Raw genomic sequence first — 21,340 nt, 5'->3', positions numbered from 1 at the left:
GAACCAGCCTCGGCCGGGAGGCGAAAGCGCGGGTGTGGTCCCGGTCAGGTTCTGCTCAAGACTTCCCGGTTGCCGCGGCGATCAGGCCGCCTGACGATGGAGGCGACCGAGGTTCCCCGTCGCGACAAGGCGGAAAGCGATGCGTGAGCGCACGGCAGAGATCATGCCCGGGGTCCGGGGTGAGCTGCCGTGATCGACGCGCCGATCCTGCTGGTCGAGGACAACCCGGACGACGTCCTGCTCACCCGCCGGGCGTTCGCCAAGAACGGCTTCGAGAACGAGATCGTGGCCGCGACCGACGGCGAGGAGTGCCTGACCCTCCTGCTGCCGGAGGACGGCCGGAGCGGGCTCAAGCCCGCGCTGGTGCTGCTCGACATCAACCTGCCCAAGATCAGCGGCCTCGACGTGCTCGGGCGGCTGCGGGCGGACGCGCGCACCTCGCTGGTCCCGGTGGTCGTGCTGACCACCTCGCGGGAGCGGCGCGACATCCTCAACTGCTATCTGGCCGGCGCGAACAGCTTCGTGTGCAAGCCGGTCTCGTTCGCCGGCTTCACCGAGCTGATCCAGACCCTGGCGTCGTACTGGCTCGGGGTGAACGAGCCGTGCCCGGATCCGGGGACGCTGTAGATGACCGCCCCCATCAAGATCCTGATCTGCGAGGACAGCGAGGACGACGCGCTGCTGGCGGCCACCCGGCTGCGCCGCGGCGGGGTGGAGCTGGACTACGAGCGGGTGGAGGACGCGGACACTGCCCGCGAGGCGCTGCGGGCGCGCACCCCCGATCTGGTCATCTCCGACTACTGGATGCCGGGCTTCGGCGCCGAGGACGCGCTCGAGCTGGTCCAGGCCAGCGGACTGGACCTCCCGTTCATCCTGGTCAGCGGACGGATCGGCGAGGAGTCCGCGGCCGCGCTGATGCGGGCCGGCGCGCACGACTTCGTGCTCAAGGACCAGCCGGCCCGGCTGGTCGAGGTGGTGCGCCGGGAGCTGCGGCAGGCCGAGCACCGGCGGGAGTGGCGGGCCGCGGAGGCGACCCGGCGGCTGAGCGAACAGCGCTTCCGGCTGTTCGCCGACCACTCGCCGGACGTGATGTTCCGCTACCGCCTGCACCCGGTGGAAGAGGTCGAATACCTCAGCCCGGCCGCGCAGGCGGTGTTCGGCCGGGATCCGCGGGAGCTGTGCGGTGACCCGGAGAGGCTCTTCGGCCTGGCCGCGCCGGAGGACCAGGCCGCGCTGCGGGCCGCCTGGCACTCGCCGAACCCGCGTCCGCTGGTGGTGCGCTGGCCGCGGCCGGAGGGCGGGGACGCGTGGACCGAGCAGCGGGCGGTCGCGCTGCGCGACGAGGACGGGCGCGTGATCACCGTGGAGGGGATCCTGCGCGACATCACCGACCGAGTGCGCGCCGACCACCAACGCGACGCCCTGCAGCAGCAGCTGCGCCAGGCCGAGCGGCTCGAGTCGATGGGCCGGCTGGCCGGCGGGATCGCGCACGACTTCAACAACCTGCTCGCGGTGATCCTCGGCCACACCGACCTGGCACTCGGCGAACTGCCGGCGGACAGCCCGCACCGCCCGGGCCTGGAGCTGATCCGCACGCTGTCCGAGCGCGGCGCGGGGCTGACCCGGCAGCTGCTGGTGTTCAGCCGGCAGGAGCCGTTGCGCCCGGAGATCCTCGACGCCAACGCGGTGGTGGCCGAGACCGAGCGGGTGCTGCGCGGGGCGATCGGCGAGGACGTCGAGTTCGTCACGCGGGCGGCGCCGGACCTGCGTCCGATCCGGATCGACCGCAGCGAGTTGGAGCGGCTGCTGCTCAACCTGGTCTCGAACGCGCGCCGGGCCATGCCCTCGGGCGGGCGGCTGGTCATCGAGACCGGCAACGTGGAGCCGGACGGCGAGAGCGGCGAGGACGGGGCCGAGCCGTCCGGGCCGATGGTGCGCCTGAGCGTGTCCGACACCGGCACCGGGATGCCGGACCAGGTACGCAAGCACGCTTTCGAGCCGTACTTCACCACCGACGCGTCAGCCGGAACCGGCCTGGGACTCTCCTCCGCGTACGGGGTGGTCAAGGCGGCCGGCGGCGAGATCAGCCTGAGCTCGGAACCGGACCGCGGCACGGTGGTGCGGATCGACCTGCCGGCGGTCGAGTGCCCGGCCGAGTCGGGGCGAGCCGAGGAACCCGCACCCGAAGACGGCCGCGGGCAGACGCTGCTCGTGGTCGAGGACGACGACGCGGTGCGCGACCTGGTGTGCCTGATGGCCGGCCGCAACGGATACCGGACGATCAGCGTGGCGGCGCCGCAGGACGCGCTGCGGATCTACACCGAGTCGGCCGACTCGATCGACGCGCTGCTGACCGACCTGGTGATGTCGGGTATGTCCGGGATCGAACTCGCCAACGCGGTCCGCGCCGTGGATCACACCCTGCCGGTGCTGCTGATGTCCGGCTACGCGGCGGGCACGCTGCCGGGCGACCAGCCGCTGCCGGCGGGGATGGCGCTGCTGCACAAGCCGTTCACGACGTCGGCGCTGCTGACGGCGATCGGCGAAGTGCTCGCGGGCGCGGAGCGGCGGTGAACTCGCCGGCGGCGCGGGACAGGCGCAGGATCTGCACCGTACCGAGTGCGAGCAGGACGAAGGGGAAGCAGAAGGCCGTCTTGTAGCCGTCCAGCGCCGCGGCGGCGGTGAGCGCGTGGCCGGCGCCGGTGCGGTCGAGCAGGAATCCGGTCGCCTGCAACGTGATCGCGGAGGCGATGAAGGCGCCGACGTTGACCATGCCGGAGGCGGTGCCCAGGCTCTCCGGCGGGTTGGCGCTGCGGGCGATGTCGAAGGCGATCATCGAGCCTCCGCCGTTCGTCGCGTAGGCGCAGATGAGGACGACCAGCAGCCAGCCGGGCGCGCGGCCGGGCCACAGCAGCACGGCGGCCAGGGCGCCGGCGGTGACGCCGATCACGGCCAGGGCGTAGGGGATCCGCTGCTGCGGGCGGTGGGTGAGCAGGACGCCGAAGCCGAAGGATATGCCCATACCCGCGCATATCAACAGGGTGAGCAGGCCGCTGGCCGTGCCCGCGTCGACGCCCTCGCCCTGCACCAGGAACGGATAGCCCCACAGCAGGCTGAACACGGCGCCGGGGAAACCGGTGGTGAAGTGCACCCACAGCCCGAGCCGGGTATGCGGCCGGGCCCACGCCTCGCGCATCTGCGTGCGCACCCGGACGCGCGGAGCGTCCGGGCGCGGCCGCGGGACGCGCGGGGCGGCGGTCTCCGGCGTGTCGCGCACGACCAGGGTGGGCAGCACGAGCACGCACAGCCCGGCTCCGGCGATGCCGAGGAACGTCCCGCTCCAGCCGAAGGTGCGCAGGGCCCAGGCCAGCGGCCAGGTGCTGGCGATGCCGCCGGCCGCGCCGGTGAGCGAGGTGAGCTGGGTCAGCAGCGCCACCCGGCGGGTGGGGAACCAGGCCGCGACGATCCGCAGCACACTGATGAACACCATGGCGTCGCCGCAGCCGAGCAGGCCGCGGGCGGCGAGGGCGAGGCCGAAGGACGGGACGGCGGCGAAGCAGGCCTGGGCGGCGCACATCACGCTCAGCCCGGAGATCAGCATGCGGCGCGGGCCGAGCCGGTCGATGAGCAGGCCCACGGGTATCTGCATGCCGGCGTAGACCAGCAGCTGCAGCATCGAGAAGGTGGAGAGCGCGGAGGCGCTGATGCCGAAGCGGTGCTCGGCGTCGAGGCCGGCCACGCCGAGGCTGCTGCGGTTGAACACGGCCACCAGGTAGACGGCCACGGCGCCGAGCCACATGATCCAGGCGCGCATCGGCGTGTGCGGTAGGACGGGGTGCGCGCGCTCGGCGCCGGGCGGCACGGCGGCGATCGGGTCGGTCGCGGAGTCGGTCTCGGGGACGGTCGGGAGGGGCTGATCGTGCGCGTGCATGTCCATGGCAGCGGCATCATCCCACGCCAGCGCCGTTTCCCCGTCAGGCCGTCCGGCGGCTGGGACCTTCTCGGTGCCGGTCTAGGGCGCCGGCCGCCTCGACCCGGAAGGACTTGCGGTAGTCGGCCGGGGTGAGACCGACCACGCGGCGGAAGTGGTGGCGCAGCAGGGCGCCGGAGCCCAGGCCGCAGGACCCTGCGATCTCCTCGACGCTCAGCGTCGTCTCCTCCAGCAGCCGGCGCGCGTGCAGGATGCGCTGGGTGGTGAGCCAGCGCAGCGGCGTGGTGCCGGTCTCGGCGACGAAGCGGCGGGCGAAGGTGCGCTCCGACATCGCGGCCAGCCGGGCCAGCCGGGCGACGTCGAACTGCCCGCCGAGATGCTCGATCATGAAGTCCAGCACCGGCTGCAGACTGTCGCAGGGTTCTTCCGGCACCGGCAGCGAGACGAACTGGCGCTGGCCGCCGTCGCGCTGCGGGGCGACCACCATCTGCCGGGCGATCTCGTTGGCGACGGCGGTGCCGAGCTCGCGGCGCACCAGGTGCAGCAGGGCGTCGATGCCGGCCGCGGTGCCCGCGCTGGTGATCACCGAGCCCTCGTCCACGAACAGCACGTCCGGGTCCAGCTTGACGTCGGGGAAACGCCGGGCGAAGTCCGCCACCTGCTTCCAGTGCAGGGTGCAGCGCATGCCGGAGAGCAGCCCGGCCTCGGCCAGCGGGTAGATGCCCGAGCAGACCGACACCAGCGTGGCCCCGGCCCGCGCCGCCGTGCGCAGCGCCTCGAGCACCGGCTCGGGGAAGCCCTCGGGCGGCCCGGCCACGGCCGGCACGATCACCGCGTCCGCGCCGACGACGCCGTCGAGACCGTACGGCGCGAGGACGCCGACGCCGGTGGAGCCGATCGGACGGCCGGGCTCCTGCGCGCACACCCGGAAGTCGAAGCGGGGCACCCCATGGGCCGTTCGGTCGATCCCGAAGACCTCGCACGCGACGCCGAGCTCGAAGGCGGCCGAGCCTTCCATCACCACGGCCGCGACGGTCTTGAGCATGACGACCTCCCATCAGCGGTGTCGACGGGCCCCGGCCGTCCAGCATGCGGACGCCACGGCCCCGGCTGGCAGGATCTTATGGGCCTACGGCAATAGTGCCACTGTGCGGGCGGCGCTGTCGCTCGAATACTGGAAACTATGAACGAAACGGACCTATCCCCCGTGGTGCGCCCCGCCCGCGTGGTGGTCGGGGTGACCGGTTCGGCCAGCAGCGCCGCGGCGCTGCGCCGGGCCGTCTACGAGGCCCGCTGCACCCGCAGCGTCCTCGTTCCGGTGCTGGCCTGGGAGCCCCCGGGCGGCGAGACCGTCTACCGGATGGCACCGGAGCCCCGGCTGGCCGCGCTCTGGGCGCTGCGGGCCGAGGAACGGCTGCAGGCGTCGATCGCGGCCGCGGGCGGCATACCGGACGACGTCGCGGTGGAACGGATAGTGGTGCGCGCACCCGCCGCGTTCGCGCTGAACGCGCTGGCCGACCAGTCCGGGGACCTGCTGGTGCTCGGCGCCGGCGGCCGGGGCCGGCTGGCCCGGTTCCTGCACGGGCACGTGCGCCGCTGCGCCGCGGCCGGCGCCCGCGCGCCGGTGCTGCTGGTGGCGCCGCCGGCCTCGCCGCGCAAGCTGCGCCGGGAGCTGCGCCGGATCACCCCGGAGGACTTCGCCGGGCCGCGGCGGCCGAGCGGCGGCTGAGCGGGCGGCGGCCGCGTCCACCGCCCGCTGACCCGGACGGTCCACCCGGGCAGCCGGGCCCGGCGGCGCGGTGCACTTTGGGACGAGCGGACCGCCCGTCCGCGCTGACCGCCGCCGACAGGAAGCCCGATGCTCGATCCGGACCCGCCGTTCCAGCCGATCCGCCGAGCCGGTGGCTATCTGCCGCTGGAAGATCACGGGTTGATCGGCGACGGGGCGGCGGCCGCTTTGGTCGGGCGGGACGGCGCGGTGTCCTGGATGTGCCTGCCCCGGTTCGATTCCCGCCCCGTGTTCTGCGGCCTGCTCGACCACGCCCGCGGCGGGGCGTTCACCTTCGCGCCGGACGAACCGTTCGAGACCCGGCAGCTCTACCGGCCGGACACGGCCGTGCTCGACACCGAGTTCCGCTGCGCCTCCGGCACGGTGCGGATCACCGACGTGATGACGCTGCGGGCGGGCGCGGACCTGTCCGACGACGTCCCGGCCGGACGCGGGGAACTGGTGCGCACGGCCCTAGTGCTCTCCGGGCGGGTGCGGCTGAGGTACGCGATCGAACCGCTGGGCGGGGCGCAGGCACGGCCGCTGTTCAGCGGGGTGGAACTGCGTCTGCCGGAACGGCCGGGGATGCGGCTGCACCTGCGCGGAGACCGGCCGCTCGGCGGGGTCGGGACCGGGGAGCCGGACGGCACGCACGGCGTGTACGAGCTCGAACAGGGCGAGTCGGTCAGCCTGTGCCTGTCCTGGGCGCGGGCGCACCGGCACCATCGGTTCGAGGCCGAGACCACCGTGCGCAGCACCGAGCGCGCCTGGCGGCGCTGGATGTCCGGGTTCGATTATCAGGGCCCTCAAGAAAGCATGGTGCGCCGCTCGGCGGTCACCCTGAAGCTCTGCGACGACTGGACGAACGGCTCGCTGGTGGCCGCGCCGACCTCCTCGCTGCCGGCCCCGATCGGCGGCGTGCGCAACTGGGACTACCGCTACGCCTGGGTGCGCGACGCCGCGTTCGCCGTCTTCGCCTTGCGCCGCATCGGTTTCGGCGGCGAGGCGGACGCGTTCCTCGGCTGGGTGCTCGACGCGTTCGAGGCCGGCGAGGGCCCGCGGATCATGTACACGCTGACCGGAGAGCCGGTGCCGGACGAGGTCGTGGACCACGATCTCGAGGGCTACCGCGGCTCGGCGCCGGTGCGCTGGGGCAACGGCGCGACCGACCAGGTGCAGCACGACGTCTACGGCGAGGTGCTGGACTGCGCGTATCAGTGGGTGGAGGGCGGCGGCGACGTCCCGCCGCATCTGTGGCAGAGCCTGGCCCGGCTGGCCGGCCAGGCGGGCGAGCAGTGGCGCACCCCGGACCAGGGCATCTGGGAGGTGCGCAGCGCCGGCCGGGTGTTCACCTACTCCGCGGCCATGTGCCAGGTGGCGATGGACCGGGCCGGCCGGATCGCCCGGCTGCTCGGCGATCGCGAGGCGGCGCGGCACTGGCGGCAGGAGGCCGAGAGTCTTCGTGACCTGATTCTGAACGAGGCCTGGGACGAGCGGGCGCGGACGCTGACCGAGCACCTCGGCGACGGCGGCGGCCTCGACGCGAGCCTGCTCGCGCTGCCGCTGCGCCGGGTGGTCCCGTTCGACCATCCGCGGATGACGGCGACCACCGCGGCCGTGGCCGAACGGCTCTCGGCCGGCGGCGGCCTGCTCTACCGCTACCTGCACACCGACTCGCCGGACGGGCTGCCCGGCGACGAGGGCGCCTTCCTGCTGTGCAGCTTCTGGCTGGTGGACAACCTTTCCGGGCAGGGCCGGCTGGAGGAGGCGGAGGAGCTCTACACCTCGCTGTGCGCGCGGGCCAGCCCGCTCGGGCTGCTCTCCGAGCAGATCGACCCGGGCACCGGCGCCTTCTGCGGCAATTTCCCGCAGGCCTTCAGCCATATCGGCGTCATCGCCTCCGGCAGCCGGCTCGGACGGGCGCTTTCGGCGCGGCGGTGACGGCAGTGGTGAAGGTGACGTTGACGGTGACGGAAGTGGACATCCGGTGGCGATTCGGCGAACCCGGACTAAGCTGGTTTTCATGTAACGAGAACTCCTCGTTATCTTGAATCGTTCGTCTTTAGGGAGATAGGGTGGCCGCCATGAGCCCGTCCGCGACCCCGACCACCGCCGCGCAGCTGCGCGGCGCCGGCCTGCGGGTCACCGCGGCACGGGTCGCGCTGCTCGAGACCGTCCGCGCCGGCGCGCACCTCGACGCCGAGGAGATCGCCGGCGGGGTCCGCGAGCGCGTCGGCCACGTCTCGTTGCAGGCCGTTTACGAGGCCCTGACCGCGCTGACCGCGGCCGGGCTGATCCGTCGGATCGAGCCGCCGGGCAGCCCGGCCAGGTTCGAGGGCCGGGTCGGGGACAACCACCACCACCTCGTGTGCCGCGCGTGCGGCGTCGTCGCCGACGTCGACTGCGCGGTGGGCGAGGCGCCGTGCCTGACCGCGTCCGACGATCACGGTTTCGCCATCGACGAGGCCGAGGTCATCTACTGGGGCCTGTGTCCCGCCTGCTCCCCCGTGGCGGCGGCGACCTAGGCGCCATGATCCGCCTACCTGAGGAAGGATTCACATGTCTGAGCACCATGCAGCACTCGACGTAGATCCGAAGTCGGAGGGCACCGGCTGTCCGGTGGCGCACGGCCGTGCGCTCGCCCCCGCTCAGGGCGGCGGCAACCGGCAATGGTGGCCGGAGCGGCTCAACCTTCGCATCCTGGCCAAGAACCCGGCCGAGGGAAACCCGAACGGCGCCGGCTTCGACTACGCCGCCGCGTTCGAGACCCTGGACCTGCCGTCGGTCAAACAGGACATAGCCGAGGTGCTGACCACCTCCAAGGAGTGGTGGCCGGCCGACTACGGCAACTACGGCCCGTTCATGATCCGGATGGCCTGGCACGCGGCCGGCACCTACCGGATCGAGGACGGACGCGGCGGGGCCGGCTCCGGCCAGCAGCGCTTCGCCCCGCTCAACAGCTGGCCGGACAACGTCAACCTGGACAAGGCCCGCCGGCTGCTGTGGCCGGTGAAGAAGAAGTACGGCCAGGCTCTGTCCTGGGGCGACCTGATGATCCTGGCCGGCAACGTCGCCCTGGAGACCATGGGCTTCAAGACCTTCGGGTTCGCCGGCGGCCGGCCGGACGTGTGGGAGTCCGAGGAGGACGTCTACTGGGGTCCGGAGCACGGCTGGCTCGACGACGAGCGCTACACCGGCGACCGCGACCTCGAGTCCCCGCTCGCCGCGGTCCAGATGGGCCTGATCTACGTCAACCCGGAGGGCCCGAACGGCCGGCCCGACCCGCTGGCCGCGGCCCGCGACATCCGCGAGACCTTCCGCCGGATGGCCATGGACGACGCCGAGACCATCGCCCTGATCGCCGGCGGCCACACCTTCGGCAAGACCCACGGCGCCGGCCCGGCCGACCACGTCGGCCCGGACCCGGAGGCCTCCCCGCTCGAGCAGCAGGGCCTGGGCTGGAAGAGCAGCTTCGGCACCGGCAAGGGCGGCGACGCGATCGGCTCCGGCCTCGAGGGCGCCTGGACCTACACCCCGATCACCTGGGACAACTCGTTCTTCGAGATCCTGTTCGGCTATGAGTGGGAGCTGGGCAAGAGCCCGGCCGGCGCGTACCAGTGGAAGCCGAAGGACGGCGGCGCCGCGGACACCGTCCCGGACGCGCACGACCCGGCCAAGCGGCACGCCCCGACCATGCTCACCACCGACCTCGCGCTGCGGATGGACCCGGCCTACGAGCCGATCTCGCGCCGGTTCCTGGAGCACCCGGAGGAGTTCGCCGACGCCTTCGCCCGCGCCTGGTACAAGCTGACGCACCGTGACATGGGCCCGGTGGCCCGCTACCTCGGCCCGGAGGTCCCGTCCGAGGTGCTGCTGTGGCAGGACCCGCTGCCGCCGCTGACCCACCCGGTGATCGACGCGGCGGACGCGGCCGAGCTCAAGGAGCGCGTGCTGGCCACGGGTCTGACGGTGGACCAGCTGGTGGGCACCGCCTGGGCGGCCGCCTCGTCCTTCCGCGGCAGCGACAAGCGCGGCGGCGTGAACGGCGCGCGGATCCGGCTGCAGCCGCAGAGCGGCTGGGAGGCCAACGAGCCGGACCGGCTCGCGACCGTGCTGCGCACCCTCGAGGGCGTGCAGGGCGAGTTCAACGCCGCGCACACCGGCGGCAAGCAGGTCTCGCTGGCCGACCTGATCGTGCTGGCCGGCAACGCCGGCGTGGAGAAGGCGGCCAAGGACGCCGGGGTGCCGGTCGCGGTGCCGTTCCGGCCGGGCCGGGTGGACGCGACCCAGGAGCAGACCGACACCGAGTCCTTCAGCAACCTCGAGCCGACCGCGGACGGCTTCCGCAACTACGTCGGCAAGGGCCACCGGCTCCCGGCGGAGTACCTCTTCCTGGACCGTGCGAACCTGCTGACGCTCACCGCGCCGCAGACCACGGTCCTGGTCGGCGGACTGCGCGCGCTCGGGGTCACCTACGGCGGTTCCACGGTCGGCGTGCTGACCGAGACGCCCGGCAAGCTGACGAACGACTACTTCGTCAACCTGCTCGACCTGGACACCACCTGGACGCCGACCTCCGAGGACGCCGTGTCCTTCGAGGGCCGGGACGCGTCCGGCACGGTGAAGTGGGTCGGCAGCCGGGTCGACCTGGCGTTCGGTGCGAACTCCGAGCTGCGTGCGCTGGCCGAGGTCTACGCCGGCGACGACGCGAAGGAGAAGTTCGTGCACGACTTCGTGTCGGCCTGGGACAAGGTGATGAACCTGGACCGCTTCGACCGCGCCTGATCCGCGGTTTCTGTTCCGACGCCTCCGGCCGACCCGTTTCGGGTCGGCCGGAGGCGTTTTTCAGCAGCCGCGTTCGCGTGCGGCGCTGTGGGCGGCCGCGAGGTCGAGCACGGCGCGGGCGCGCGAGCGTTCGACCACGGTGAACGGCAGGCCGGGTCGGCTGACCGTGACCGCTGTGCCGTCCGGGCCGCGCAGCACGAGCCTGGTCCCGTCGGCCAGATGTTCGAGGTCTGCGTCGGCCGGCCCGAGCTCGACCCGTTCGGCCTCCAGCAGATCGGCCAGCACGGCTTCGAGTGCGTCGGGCCGTCGGGCGAGCCGGGCGGCGAGGTCGAGCGCGCGGGTCGGTGCGTCGACGAGTGCGAGCAGGTCGGTCGGGACGGCGCGGGTCGCCCGACCGCCGACCGCCCGGATGGCAGCGCACAGCTGCTGCGCGGAGGTGTCCGGCGGGGTCTCGACCAGGAATTCGTCCACGACCGTGCCCGCCGGGCCGGGGTGCGCGTCGAGGCCGTGGATGTTGGCGCCGGCGGCTGCGAGCGCGCCGGCGAGCACGGCCAGTCGGCCGGGCGTGTTGTCGATCTCGGTGCGCACCCGCCAGACGACGCCGGTCACCGCGGCGTCGAGTGCGTCCGCCGTCTCCGCTGCCTTCGCTGCGTGCGGCGGCGCGTGGTCGCTCCGGCGCAGCCACACGTGGTGGCCGACGGTCGTCACGATCAGGGCTATGCCGAGGCAGATCAGCACGGCGACGCCGTCGCGCCGCGCCCCGAATGCGTCGGCGAAGGCGTCGGCCGCGCCCGCCGTCGCGAGCAGCGAGCCGAGCTCGACCAGGTGGCGGTGGTGCCGGAGCGTGTTCTGTAATGTCATGGCTCTACGATCCCCGCCCGAGGTTTCACGATCGGACGCGGCCGGTGACGCAGGGGTAAAACCACGAAGTCACGGCCGCGCAGAGAAGAAGGAACGCATGAGCGCCTTTGCCGAAATCCCCACCACTACTCTGGCCGACCTGCTCGACCGGGCGCAGATCATGGACATCGGCATCCGCCCGCTGTGGACGCCGGTGCCCCGGCTGGCCGGCCCGGCCTACACCGTGCGCTGCCCGCCCGGGGACAACCTGATGCTGCACGCGGCGATCTACCGCGCCGAGCCGGGCTCGGTCATCGTGGTCGAGTCGGGCGATCTGGACTACGCGCTGGCCGGCGGCAACGTGTGCGCCGTCGCCCAGCGCCGCGGCGTGGCCGGGTTCGTGGTCGATGGCCTGATCCGCGACCTCGCCGAGGTCCGCGAGGCCGGGTTCCCCGTCTTCGGGCGCGGCGTCATCCCGAAGCCGGGCACGAAGAAGGCCCTCGGCGCCCTGGCCGAACCGGCCCGCTGCGGCGGCGTGCTCGTCCATCCGGGTGACGTCGTGGTCGCTGACGAGGAGGGCGTCGTCGTGGTGCCCGCCGCACAGCGGGAGCAGCTGCTCGCGGCGGCCACGGCAAGGCTGGCGAAGGAGGCCGCTGAGTCGCTCGACGAGTGGGAGGCGCAGCACCGCGCCAAGATCGGCCAGGCGCTCAGCGGTCTCGGATTCGAATAATCGCTGGCCGCGCCGCCGCACTTCGGACGATAGTGGTCGACCATGGCAGAGTACGAGCTCTCAGAGCACGCCCGAGTCGGTCCGGCCCTGCAACGGGTACTGAGCCGCGCGGGCGGACCGGACCTGCTGGATCTGCTGGTCACCGAGCTCTCGGGCGCGGATCTCACCACACTGCTGCTCGAGGTCTTCCGGCGCCGGGCGGACCGGCTCACTCCGGCCGAGGTGATGCGGCGCTACCGCTCGGATCGCTTCGTCGGCCCGGCCCGGATCGACGCGGCCGCGCTGCGCCGCGCCGAAGAGGTGCTGTTCGCCGCGCTGCCCGAGGGTTGCGAATCGCTGGTCCTCTCGCCGCTCGCGCCGCTGGCGACCCATTCGGCCGTCGGCAGCGTCGATCCGCGCAAGGTGGTGGCCACGATCCGGGCCAGCGAGGTCGCGGCCGATCCGACCAACGGCCTGGCCCTGGAAGCCGCCCATCGGCGGTCCGCGGCCCTGGCGGCAGATCCCCGCTCCAGCACACCCGTCCGGCTCGCCGCCACCCAGCGGGTGGTGCGCGCCCAGCACTTCGGCGCACCCGGCATGCTCGCGCACTTCCAGCTCTTCGGCATGGTCACCGCCGGACGGGACACCGGCGACCGCGCCTTCGAGCGCCGGCATCTCGTCGAACACCTGCAGTTCGCCGCCAGAGTGTTGTCCGCCGCCGGTGTCGGGCACGCCGAGATTCGCCTGACCTGCCTGGACGAGGCGAGCATCGCGCTCCTCGAACACACCCGCGCCGCGCTGGCGGCGACACCGGGCGTCGACGTCCTCGACGACCCCGAGCGCACGAGCGGACGCGGCTACTACACCCGGCTGTGCTACAAGATCTACGCCACCATCGGCGGCGAGTGCGTGGAATTGGCCGACGGCGGGTTCGTCGAATGGACCCAGCAGCTGACGGGCAGCCGCAAGGAACGCCTCCTGATCAGCGGGTTCGGAGTCGACCGACTGGCCGCCGCGCTGCCGCAGTCAACCGGCGAAAAAGGGCGGGCCGACGGCTAAGGCCCGCCCGGCCCTAATCCCCCTTCGGCCGTCCGCGCACGCCGGGTCGCTGCTGCCACGGAAGCGGGCCGTCGGCGGGACGGTACTCCACGCCGAGGGCGTCGAGGCGAGTCAGGTGCGTGGCCATGCGCGCTTCGAAGTCCGCGTAGTCGCGGGCTTCCGGGTCGGACGGCAGGGCGGACCACGCCACCTCCGCGAACGCGCACAGGCGCGGGAAGGTGCGGTAGTCCACGACCCGGACGCTGTCCATGAACTCGGTCCACACGTTCGCCTGCGTGCCGATCACGTGCCGCGCCGCGGCCGGATCCTCGCGCAGCCCGGGCGGGACCGGCTCGAAGCGGTAGACGTCCTCGAGCGTCCGGACGATGCCGACCGGGATCGGCTCGTCCGGGCGCTCGGACTCGCGATAGTCGAGGTAGACGTGCTGCTTCGGGCACATGACGACGTCGTGGCCCGCCTGGGCCGCTGCGACGCCGCCCTCGTAGCCGCGCCACGAGGCGACGGCGGCGCCCGGCGCGAGGCCGCCTTCGAGGATCTCGTCCCAGCCGATCAGGCGTCGCCCACGCTCGGCGAGCCAGCGGTCGAAGTGGCGGATGAACCAGCTCTGCAGCTCGTGCTCGTCGGCCAGGCCCTCCTGGCGGATCCGGGCCTGGGCATGCGCGCTGGCCCGCCATTGCTCCTTCGGGCACTCGTCGCCGCCGATGTGCACGAAGGTCGACGGAAAGATGTCGAGCACTTCTTCGAGCACGTGCTCGTAGAAGCTCAGCGTCGCGTCCTCGACGTTGAGCACGTCGCTGCTGATACCCCAGTCAGTGAACGGTTTGAGCGCCGCGGTGTTGATCACGTCGACGTTGCCGAGCTCCGGATACGCGGCGATCGCGGCGCGGGAGTGGCCCGGGATGTCGATCTCGGGGACGACGGTGATGTGCCGCGCCGCCGCGTACGCGACGATCTCGCGCAGGTCGTCCTGGGTGTAGTAGCCGCCGTGCGGGCGGCCGTCGCGGCGTTTGCCCTCGCGCACGCCGACCATGGTCTGCTCACGCCACGAGCCGATCTCGGTCAAGCGCGGATAGCGCTTGATCTCGACGCGCCAGCCCTGGTCGTCGGTGAGGTGCAGATGCAGCACATTGATTTTGTGGGCGGCGATCAGGTCGAGGTAGCGCAGCACGTCGGCCTTGGGCAGGAAATGCCGCGCGACATCCAGCATGAAGCCGCGCCAGCCGAAGCGCGGCTCGTCCTCGATCGTGACGTGCGGAACCGACCAGTCCCGCTCCGGGAGCGGCGCGCGGCGGTAGGCGTCGGCACCCAGCAACTGACGCAGCGTCTGCGCGCCGAGGAAGACGCCGGCCGCCGAGCCGCCACTCAGGCGCACCCCGTCGGCGTCGACGACGAGCCGGTACGCTTCGGCGCCGAGATCCGGATCCAGCCCGAGCCGCACTCCCCCGCCGTCGCCCGGCAGCAGGTCGAAGCCCGTCGCCGCGCCGAGCTCGGCCCGCAGCCACGCCGCCACGCGCTCCGTCCCCGGCCCACCGGTCAGCGCGCTCGCCGCGGTCAGCGGATACGCGCCGGGCTCATCGGGGCGGACGAGGGACCGGGGCGCGGGTATGAGATCCATAACTACTGGATCTTAGGCGAGCGCAGCAGGTCAGGCTAGGACTGTCCGCTGAATCACCGATGTCCTTTGGATCAGCGACGGTAGAATGCCGTAGTCGGTTTTTCTGGAGTGGGAGCCGCAGATGAGAGTGGGTGTCTCCGGCACGCACGGCACGGGGAAGACGACGCTGGTCGAGGCGCTGTGTGAGCATCTGCCAGGTCACGTGGCGGTCGACGAACCGTATTACCTGCTCGAGGAGGAGGGCTACGAGTTCGCGAACCCGCCGTCCCTGGAGGACTACCACGCCATGCTCGTGCGCTCGGTGCGCAGCATGGTCTCCCGGCCGCTGTCCTCCGCGGTCGTCTTCGACCGAACGCCGTTGGACTATCTCGCCTACATGACGGCGTCAGGCGCCGATCCTGAGGCCCCGGCCGTGGCGGAAGCACTGCAGCCTGCCTTCGCAGGGCTCGATCTGCTGGTCATCACGCGGGTCACCGCGGAGACGGAACGAGTGATGCCGCCTGCGCAGCTGCCTGCGCTGCGCCTCCGGGTCGATGACGCGTTACTGGACCTGGTCTACGACGACCCGTTGGGCCTCTGGGGGGACATCGCAGTCCTGGAACTCGACGGGCCGCTGGACGGACGGGTGGGCATGGTTCTTGCCGCGCTCGGCCAGGCCGTGTCGTAACGCGAGTTGATGATCGGCTGTGTGCTGGTCGGGCGTGTTGGCCTGTCGGGTCGGGGTGGTCGTAGAGGTGGGGCGGCCGCTTCGCGTCGCCTGTTTTGTCTGACCGCCCGCCCACCCGTTGCGTTGGCGGGGTGGGCTGGGGTTTCAAGATCTCGCCTCCGGCGCGGGCCCTTCCCTCGGAGAGAGTGCCGGGTTCATGTGGGTGCTGTCGTTTGTGGGGCGGGCTGGGGTTCGGGATGGTCGGGTGCCGGGGGCGTTCTCTCTCCTCGGTCGGTCCCCGGAGGCAATCAGGAACCTGCCGGGAGGTCAAGCGGCGGTAGCTTCCGCTGATGCTCGATCTTGCATCGCGCCGCTTGACCTCCCGGCAGAACCCTGATCGGGCTTCGCCTGCCCGACCGAGGAGAGAGCCCACCCCCTGGGGAACGGTGCGAGCTGCGCTCAGGCCGGGTCACGCTTGCTGCTGAATCGTGCATCGCCTTGGCGCGATCGACCCCGATCCCAGACCTCGCGGCAGAATCCCGCAGGCCAGCCGCGCCCGATGCGGGAGAATTCTGCATCACCCTGATCCGACCATCCCGATCATCGATCCGCGCGAAGAGGTCGATGCTCGGGTCGCGCCTAATGTGAAATCCTGTACCGCCCTCATGTGATCCACCCCGATCCCAGACCTCGCGCAGGAATCCCGTGGGCCCGCCGCGTTCGATGCGGGCGATTTCTGCATCGCCCCGGTCCGATCCACCCGGTGCGCACGATCGCGTGGCCCGGTCGCACGCTGAGGGGAATTCCTGCACCGCTCTCGGCCACACCCCGTCCACCACCCCTCTCGACACAGGTCCCGATCCCCATGCTTCGATACTAGACGCCACCACCGACAAAAGTGGCGAATCCGGCCTTTACTGAATAAGCAAAAATTCTGCAGATTTCCGGGCACTCGTGCGCGTTCCCCGGCGTTGAAGAAAGAGAGGAGAAAAGAGCAGCCCAGAATGGCAATGCAGGATTCAGCAGCAAGCGCGGCCCGGGCACCGACTCCTTCGCGGATCGAGGATCAGGATGGCCGGATCAGGGTGATGCAGAATCCTTCCGCATCGAGCGCGGCCGGGCCCCGGGACAGGAATCGGCCCGAGCGCAGCTCGCACCGGACCCCCAGGGGGTGGGCTCTCTCCTCGGTCGGGCAGGCGAAGCCCGATCAGGGTTCTGCCGGGAGGTCAAGCGGCGCCATACACAATCCACCAGCAGCGGAAACCACCGCCGCTTGACCTCCCGGCAGGTCCCTGATTGCCTCCGGGGACCGACCGAGGAGAGAGCACACCCCCGACACCCGACCACCCCGAACCCCAGCCCGCCCCGCCAACCACACCCACCCCACAGACTCCGGCCTCTCTCTCCGAGGGAAGGGCCCGCGCCGGAGGCGAGATCTTGAAACCCCAGCCCACCCCGCCGACGCAACGGGTGGGCGGGCGGTCAGACGAACCAGGCGACGCGAAGCGACCGCACAGGACCACTCTGAGCAACACTTTGATGTGGGTCGCGCAGATCGCGCGCGACAGGGGGAAGCTCTTATGCGGCCGGATCGTGTGGCGGGATTGAAGCAGCATTCGGCGGTGGCGCGTCGGTCAGGCCAGGACCGCGGCCGATTCCGCCGGCAGTTCCACGCCGTCGTCGATGAGCCGGACGCGGGGATCCGAGGCGAGCAGGATCTCGCGGGCCGCGGCGTCGAGCGGGATCGAGCGCGGCTCGGGCGAGAGGTTCGCCGCCACCCGCAGGGCGCCGCGACTCACTACCAGCCAGCGGTGCTCCTCGTCGCAGGTCACGGATACGCTGGCGAAGCTCGGGTCGGCGAGGTCGGGGCGGGCCCGGCGCAGGGCGATCAGGTCGCGGTACCAGTCCAGCAGTGCGCGCGGGCCTGGCTGGCCCGGCTCGTCCCAGTCGAGCTTGCTGCGCTGGAATGTCGCAGGGTCCTGCGGGTCGGGGACCCGGTCGGCCGACCAGCCGTAGCGGGCGAACTCGGCGCGGCGGCCGGCCCGCACGGCCTCGGCGAGGTCCGGTTCGGGGTGGTCGGTGAAGTACTGCCAGGGCGTGCCGGCGCCCCACTCCTCGCCCATGAACAGCTGCGGCGTGAACGGCGAGGTGAGCAGCAGGGCCGCGCCCACCCGGCGCAGCCCTTCGGAGAGCGCGAAGCCGATCCGGTCGCCCTCGGCCCGGTTGCCGACCTGGTCGTGCGTCTGCAGCGAGACGATGAAGCGATCCGCGTCCAGCGCCTGCGTGTCGACCGGGCGGCCGTGGCAGCGGCCGCGGAAGGCCGAGTAGCCGCCATCGTGGTAGAAGGCTGACGTCAGCGTCTTCTCGATCGCGGCGAGCGGCCCGAAATCGCAGTAGTAGCCTTGGTTCTCGCCTGTCAGGGCACTGTGCAGGGCGTGGTGGAAGTCGTCGCTCCACTGCGCGTGCACGCCCTGTCCGCCGGCCGGGCGCGGGGTGACGGTGTGCGGATCGTTGCGGTCCGTCTCCGCGATCAGGTGCAGGATGCGGCCGCTGCTGGCGGCCAGGCCGTCCACCGCGGCGGCGAGTTCCTCCAGGAAATGCAGGGCTCTGTTGTCGATGAGCGCGTGCACGGCGTCGAGGCGCAGTCCGTCGAGGTGGTTCTCGCGCAGCCAGTGGAGGGCGTTGCCGACCAGGAAGGCGCGCACCTCGTCCGAGCCGGGCGCGTCCAGGTTCACCGCGGCGCCCCACGGCGTGACGTGCGTGTCGGTGAAGTAGGGCCCGAACTCTGCGAGGTAGTTCCCGCTCGGACCGAGGTGGTTGTAGACGACGTCGAGCACGACGCCGAGGCCGTGGGCATGGCAGGCATCGACGAAGCGGCGCAGCCCGTCGGGCCCGCCGTACGGCTCGTGCACCGCCCACAGGCCGACGCCGTCGTAGCCCCAGCCGTGGTCCCCGCCGAAGGCCGCGACCGGCATGAGCTCGACGAAGTCCACGCCGAGGCGGGCGAGGTGGTCGAGCCGGCCGATCGCCGCGTCGAACGTGCCCTCCGGGGTGAAGGTGCCGATGTGCAGTTCGTAGAGCACTGATCCGCGCAGCGGCCGGCCGTGCCACTCCCCGTCCGTCCACGGGAACGCCGCCGCGCCGTCGAGCCGGCTGCCGCCGTGCACGCCGTAGGGCTGGCGCCGCGCGCGCGGGTCCGGCCGGGACGGTCCGCCGTCGAGGCGGAAGGCGTAGTCGCCGGTGGCGCTCTCCGCCTCGGCCCGCCACCAGCCCGGACGCTCCGGCCGGTCGGCCTTCTTCATCGGCAGCACCCGGTCGCCGAGGTCGAGGTCGACCTGGTCGGCATTCGGCGCCCACACCTCGAAATTGGTCATGCGATCTCGACCTCGACCTCTTCTTCCCGGACCAGCAGCGCCACCGGCAGGTGCTCGGTCAGCCAGGCCAGCGGCAGCCCGACTCCGGACTGCGCGTCCACCCGGTACGCCCGGCCGCTGAGCCGGCAGCGCCAGGTGCCCGGCGGCAGCGGCAGCGCGGTGTCGCGCCAGCCGCCGAAGCGCTCGAGCGCGGCCGGCAGCCGGGTGCCGACGGTCGCCACGTTCTCGCCGCGCAGCAGCGCCACCGCGTGCCCGGCGGCCGGCCCGATGGCGAACAGCGGGGTCTGCGACGCCTCCGGCCCGAAGAACTCCGGCCGCTCCCGGCGCAGCCGCAGTGCGCGCGAGGTGACCAGGATCTTGGCCAGCGCGCCGCCCCTGGCCTCGGCCGCGCTGTCGCCCTCGGCGTCCGCGTCGGCCTTGTCCAGCAGCTCGCGCAGGTGCCCGAAGTCGACCGGGCGGCGGTTGTCCGGGTCGGTCAGCGCCCAGAACTCCGATTCCGAGCCCTGATACACGTCCGGCACCCCGGCCATGGTCAGCTGCACCAGCTTCTGCGTCAGTATGTTGCTGGTGGTGTACGGCTCGATCCGCTGCACGAAGGCCTCGACCTCGGCGCGCACCTTGTCGCTGGCGAGCGCGGCGGCGGCGAAGTCCAGCACCCGGGCTTCGTAGTCCTCGTCCGGGGCGCTCCACGAGGTGCGGGTCTTCGCCTCGCGCAGGGCCTTGCGCAGGTAAGGCAGCAGCCGCTCGCCGTCGATCGGCCACGCTCCGAAAAGGCTCTGCCAGAGGAGGTATTCGTCCGCGGGCTCCGGCGCCGCGGGCGGCGCGGCCGTCGCGCGCACCGCGGTCTGGAACCCGGCCAGCGCCACGGCCCAGTCCTCGGGCATCTCGGTCAGCACGGTGAGCCGGGCCCGCACGTCCTCCGAACGCTTGGAGTCGTGCGTGCTCAGCACCGTCATCGCGGCCGGCCACTCGGCCTGCCGCAGCGCGCAGAACCCGTGGAAGCGGGCGGGGGCCAGGGCCGGCTCGGTCGGTTCGCCGCCCACGTCCGAGGCGCCGGGCAGCGCGGTCCAGCGGTAGAACGCGGTGTCCTCCACGCCCTTGGCCGTCACCGCGGCGCAGGTCTGCTGGAACCGGATCTGGAACTCGTCGCGCAGCTCGTCGCGCGGACCGACCCGGCCCAGCGCGATGTCGCGCACCAGGTAGAGCGTCTCGTGCCGCTCGGCCGGCAGTTGGGCCGCCGCGGCCTTCGCCGCCGCCTCCACCCGGATCACCGAGTCGGCCGGTGGCGGCTCCCCCGGCACCGAGTACGCCCGGTAGACGCGCAGGTTCGCGATCAGCGCGCACACCGACTCGTGCAGGCCGAGCTGGGTGTGGTCGCGCAGCTCGAGCTCGGTGCGGCAGATCGCGACGAGCACCTCGACCAGCCGGTCCGCCTCGGCCCGCAGCACGGTGTCGAGCACGAACAGCCGCGCCTCGCGGGCCACCGGCCCGAAGTCCTGGGCCGAGCCGGTCAGCCCGACGTACAGCGCCACCAGCCGCTCCGCGCCGATCGGGTCGGTCAGCAGCGCGCCGATCGCCCGCTGCGCGTCGTACCCGGTGGTGCCGGCGCACTCCCAGTCGATGGGCAGCTGCTCGTCCGCGGCAAGGATCTTCTCCACCACGGTCCACGCCCCGGAGGTGGCCTTGCGCAGGAAGCGCAGATAGCCGCGCGGGTCGGCGAGCCCGTCCGGATGGTCGATCCGCAGGCCGTCGAGGATCCCTTCGCGCATCAGCTCGAGCAGCAGCCGGTGCGTCGCGTGCAGCACACCGGAGTCCTCCACCCGGATCGCGATCAGGCTGCTGACATCGAAGAAACGCCGGTAACCCGGCTCCTCGGTGGCCACGCGCCAGTAGGCCAGCCGGTAGTGCTGCGCGCGCACCAGCGTGTGCATCGGCAGGTGCTCGGTGCCCGGCCGGACCGGGAAGACGTGCGAGAAGTAGCGCAGCACCGGCCCGCCGAACTCGGCGACAGCCTCGTCCGACTCGTCCACCGCCAGCTCGCCGGTGCGCAGGCACTCGGCGATCCGACGGCCGAGCACGGGCAGCAACAGCGCGCCGTCCTGCGCCGACCAGTCGACGTCGAACCAGGATGCGTACGGCGACTCCGGGCCCTCGCGCAGCACCGACCACAGCGCCCGGTTGCGCTTCTCCGGCACCGGCACGGCCATGTGGTTGGGCACCACGTCCACGATGGCGCCCATGCCGCGCGCGTGCAGCCGCTCGGCCAGCCGGCGAAGCCCTTCCACGCCGCCGAGGCCTTCCGCGATCTGATTGTGGTCGACCACGTCGTAGCCGTGGGTCGAGCCGATCGCGGCCTGCAGGATCGGCGAGAGGTAGACGTGGCTGACGCCGAGCCGGTCCAGGTAGTCGACCTGCGCGCAGACGTCGTCGAAGGTCATCGAGTCGGTCAGCTGGATCCGGTAGGTGCCCGAGGGCACGACGGTACGCGGCGGACCGGCTTCGGGCGACGGCTCAGGCGACGACAAGGCTCTCTCCCCGATCTCGCCCCGCGACGAGGCCGCTGCGGTTTGTGGTCCAACGTCCGTTGTGCGCATTAAACAGTATTCCCGCGTG

General features: G+C 72.2%; 15 protein-coding genes. 9 read left to right on the top strand and 6 right to left on the bottom strand.

The annotated features are described in order from the left end of the window. Positions 1-189 precede the first annotated feature (189 nt). Both ACTRO_RS37775 and ACTRO_RS37770 read left to right on the top strand, forming a co-directional pair. Positions 190-627, top strand: coding sequence for a response regulator (locus ACTRO_RS37775; RefSeq protein WP_034271006.1), 438 nt, complete (start codon positions 190-192; stop codon positions 625-627). Further along, positions 628-2,574, top strand: a complete 1,947-nt coding sequence (locus ACTRO_RS37770) for a response regulator (RefSeq protein ID WP_034271004.1) — start codon at positions 628-630, stop codon at positions 2,572-2,574. Here the strand turns inward: ACTRO_RS37770 and ACTRO_RS37765 are convergent. Next, a complete protein-coding gene (locus ACTRO_RS37765) occupies positions 2,513-3,937 on the bottom strand; it encodes an MFS transporter (RefSeq protein WP_051452018.1) in 1,425 nt (474 codons plus the stop codon). The two genes, ACTRO_RS37770 and ACTRO_RS37765, sit on opposite strands and share 62 nt — an antisense overlap. A 37-nt stretch (positions 3,938-3,974) precedes the next feature. Beyond that, positions 3,975-4,976 carry a GlxA family transcriptional regulator gene (locus ACTRO_RS37760; protein WP_051452017.1) on the bottom strand — a complete coding sequence of 334 codons (1,002 nt, stop codon included), beginning with the start codon at positions 4,974-4,976 and terminating at the stop codon, positions 3,975-3,977. A 138-nt stretch (positions 4,977-5,114) separates the two neighbouring features. Between ACTRO_RS37760 and ACTRO_RS37755 the strand changes: the two genes are divergently transcribed. The 4 genes from ACTRO_RS37755 (at position 5,115) to katG (ending at position 10,484) form a co-directional block, all read left to right on the top strand. After that, entirely contained in the window at positions 5,115-5,660 is a 546-nt protein-coding gene (locus ACTRO_RS37755; RefSeq protein WP_051452016.1) for a universal stress protein, read from the top strand. Between the two features lie 129 nt (positions 5,661-5,789). After that, positions 5,790-7,640, top strand: a complete 1,851-nt coding sequence (locus ACTRO_RS37750; protein WP_034271003.1) for a glycoside hydrolase family 15 protein — start codon at positions 5,790-5,792, stop codon at positions 7,638-7,640. 143 nt (positions 7,641-7,783) lie between these two features. After that, the gene (locus ACTRO_RS37745) at positions 7,784-8,224 is read left to right on the top strand and encodes a Fur family transcriptional regulator (protein WP_034278557.1); all 441 of its coding nucleotides are present in this window, start codon (positions 7,784-7,786) and stop codon (positions 8,222-8,224) included. 34 nt (positions 8,225-8,258) lie between these two features. Beyond that, positions 8,259-10,484 (top strand): catalase/peroxidase HPI, encoded by a 2,226-nt coding sequence (gene katG / locus ACTRO_RS37740; RefSeq protein WP_034270999.1) that lies wholly within the window; start codon positions 8,259-8,261, stop codon positions 10,482-10,484. Positions 10,485-10,544: 60 nt separating this feature from the next. Here the strand turns inward: katG and ACTRO_RS37735 are convergent, their stop codons facing one another. Beyond that, entirely contained in the window at positions 10,545-11,345 is an 801-nt protein-coding gene (locus tag ACTRO_RS37735; protein WP_051452015.1) for a hypothetical protein, read from the bottom strand. Between the two features lie 97 nt (positions 11,346-11,442). Here ACTRO_RS37735 and ACTRO_RS37730 point away from each other — a divergent pair, with 97 nt between their 5' ends. Together ACTRO_RS37730 and ACTRO_RS37725 are read left to right on the top strand one after the other, a co-directional pair. Continuing rightward, positions 11,443-12,054 (top strand): RraA family protein, encoded by a 612-nt coding sequence (locus ACTRO_RS37730; RefSeq protein ID WP_034270996.1) that lies wholly within the window; start codon positions 11,443-11,445, stop codon positions 12,052-12,054. 42 nt (positions 12,055-12,096) lie between these two features. Next, on the top strand, positions 12,097-13,092 hold the full coding sequence (locus ACTRO_RS37725; protein ID WP_051452014.1) for a hypothetical protein: 996 nt from the start codon (positions 12,097-12,099) through the stop codon (positions 13,090-13,092). A 13-nt stretch (positions 13,093-13,105) separates the two neighbouring features. Here ACTRO_RS37725 and ACTRO_RS37720 read toward each other — a convergent pair whose 3' ends face one another. Further along, positions 13,106-14,707 carry a beta-N-acetylhexosaminidase gene (locus tag ACTRO_RS37720; protein WP_034270994.1) on the bottom strand — a complete coding sequence of 534 codons (1,602 nt, stop codon included), beginning with the start codon at positions 14,705-14,707 and terminating at the stop codon, positions 13,106-13,108. A 121-nt stretch (positions 14,708-14,828) separates the two neighbouring features. Here ACTRO_RS37720 and ACTRO_RS37715 point away from each other — a divergent pair, with 121 nt between their 5' ends. Next, on the top strand, positions 14,829-15,374 hold the full coding sequence (locus ACTRO_RS37715) for an ATP/GTP-binding protein (RefSeq protein WP_034270991.1): 546 nt from the start codon (positions 14,829-14,831) through the stop codon (positions 15,372-15,374). A 1,613-nt stretch (positions 15,375-16,987) separates the two neighbouring features. Here the strand turns inward: ACTRO_RS37715 and treZ are convergent. Next, positions 16,988-18,727, bottom strand: a complete 1,740-nt coding sequence (treZ, locus tag ACTRO_RS37710; protein WP_034270989.1) for a malto-oligosyltrehalose trehalohydrolase — start codon at positions 18,725-18,727, stop codon at positions 16,988-16,990. Then, positions 18,724-21,252, bottom strand: coding sequence for a malto-oligosyltrehalose synthase (gene treY / locus ACTRO_RS37705; RefSeq protein WP_051452013.1), 2,529 nt, complete (start codon positions 21,250-21,252; stop codon positions 18,724-18,726). The genes treZ and treY overlap by 4 nt, the downstream gene beginning before the upstream one ends. Positions 21,253-21,340: the final 88 nt, after the last annotated feature.

The sequence above is a fragment of the Actinospica robiniae DSM 44927 genome (assembly GCF_000504285.1).
Classification (GTDB): Bacteria; Actinomycetota; Actinomycetes; order Streptomycetales; family Catenulisporaceae; genus Actinospica; species Actinospica robiniae.
The sequence above is the reverse complement of the archived record's forward strand: the minus strand, read 5'-3'. Positions and strand labels throughout refer to the sequence as shown.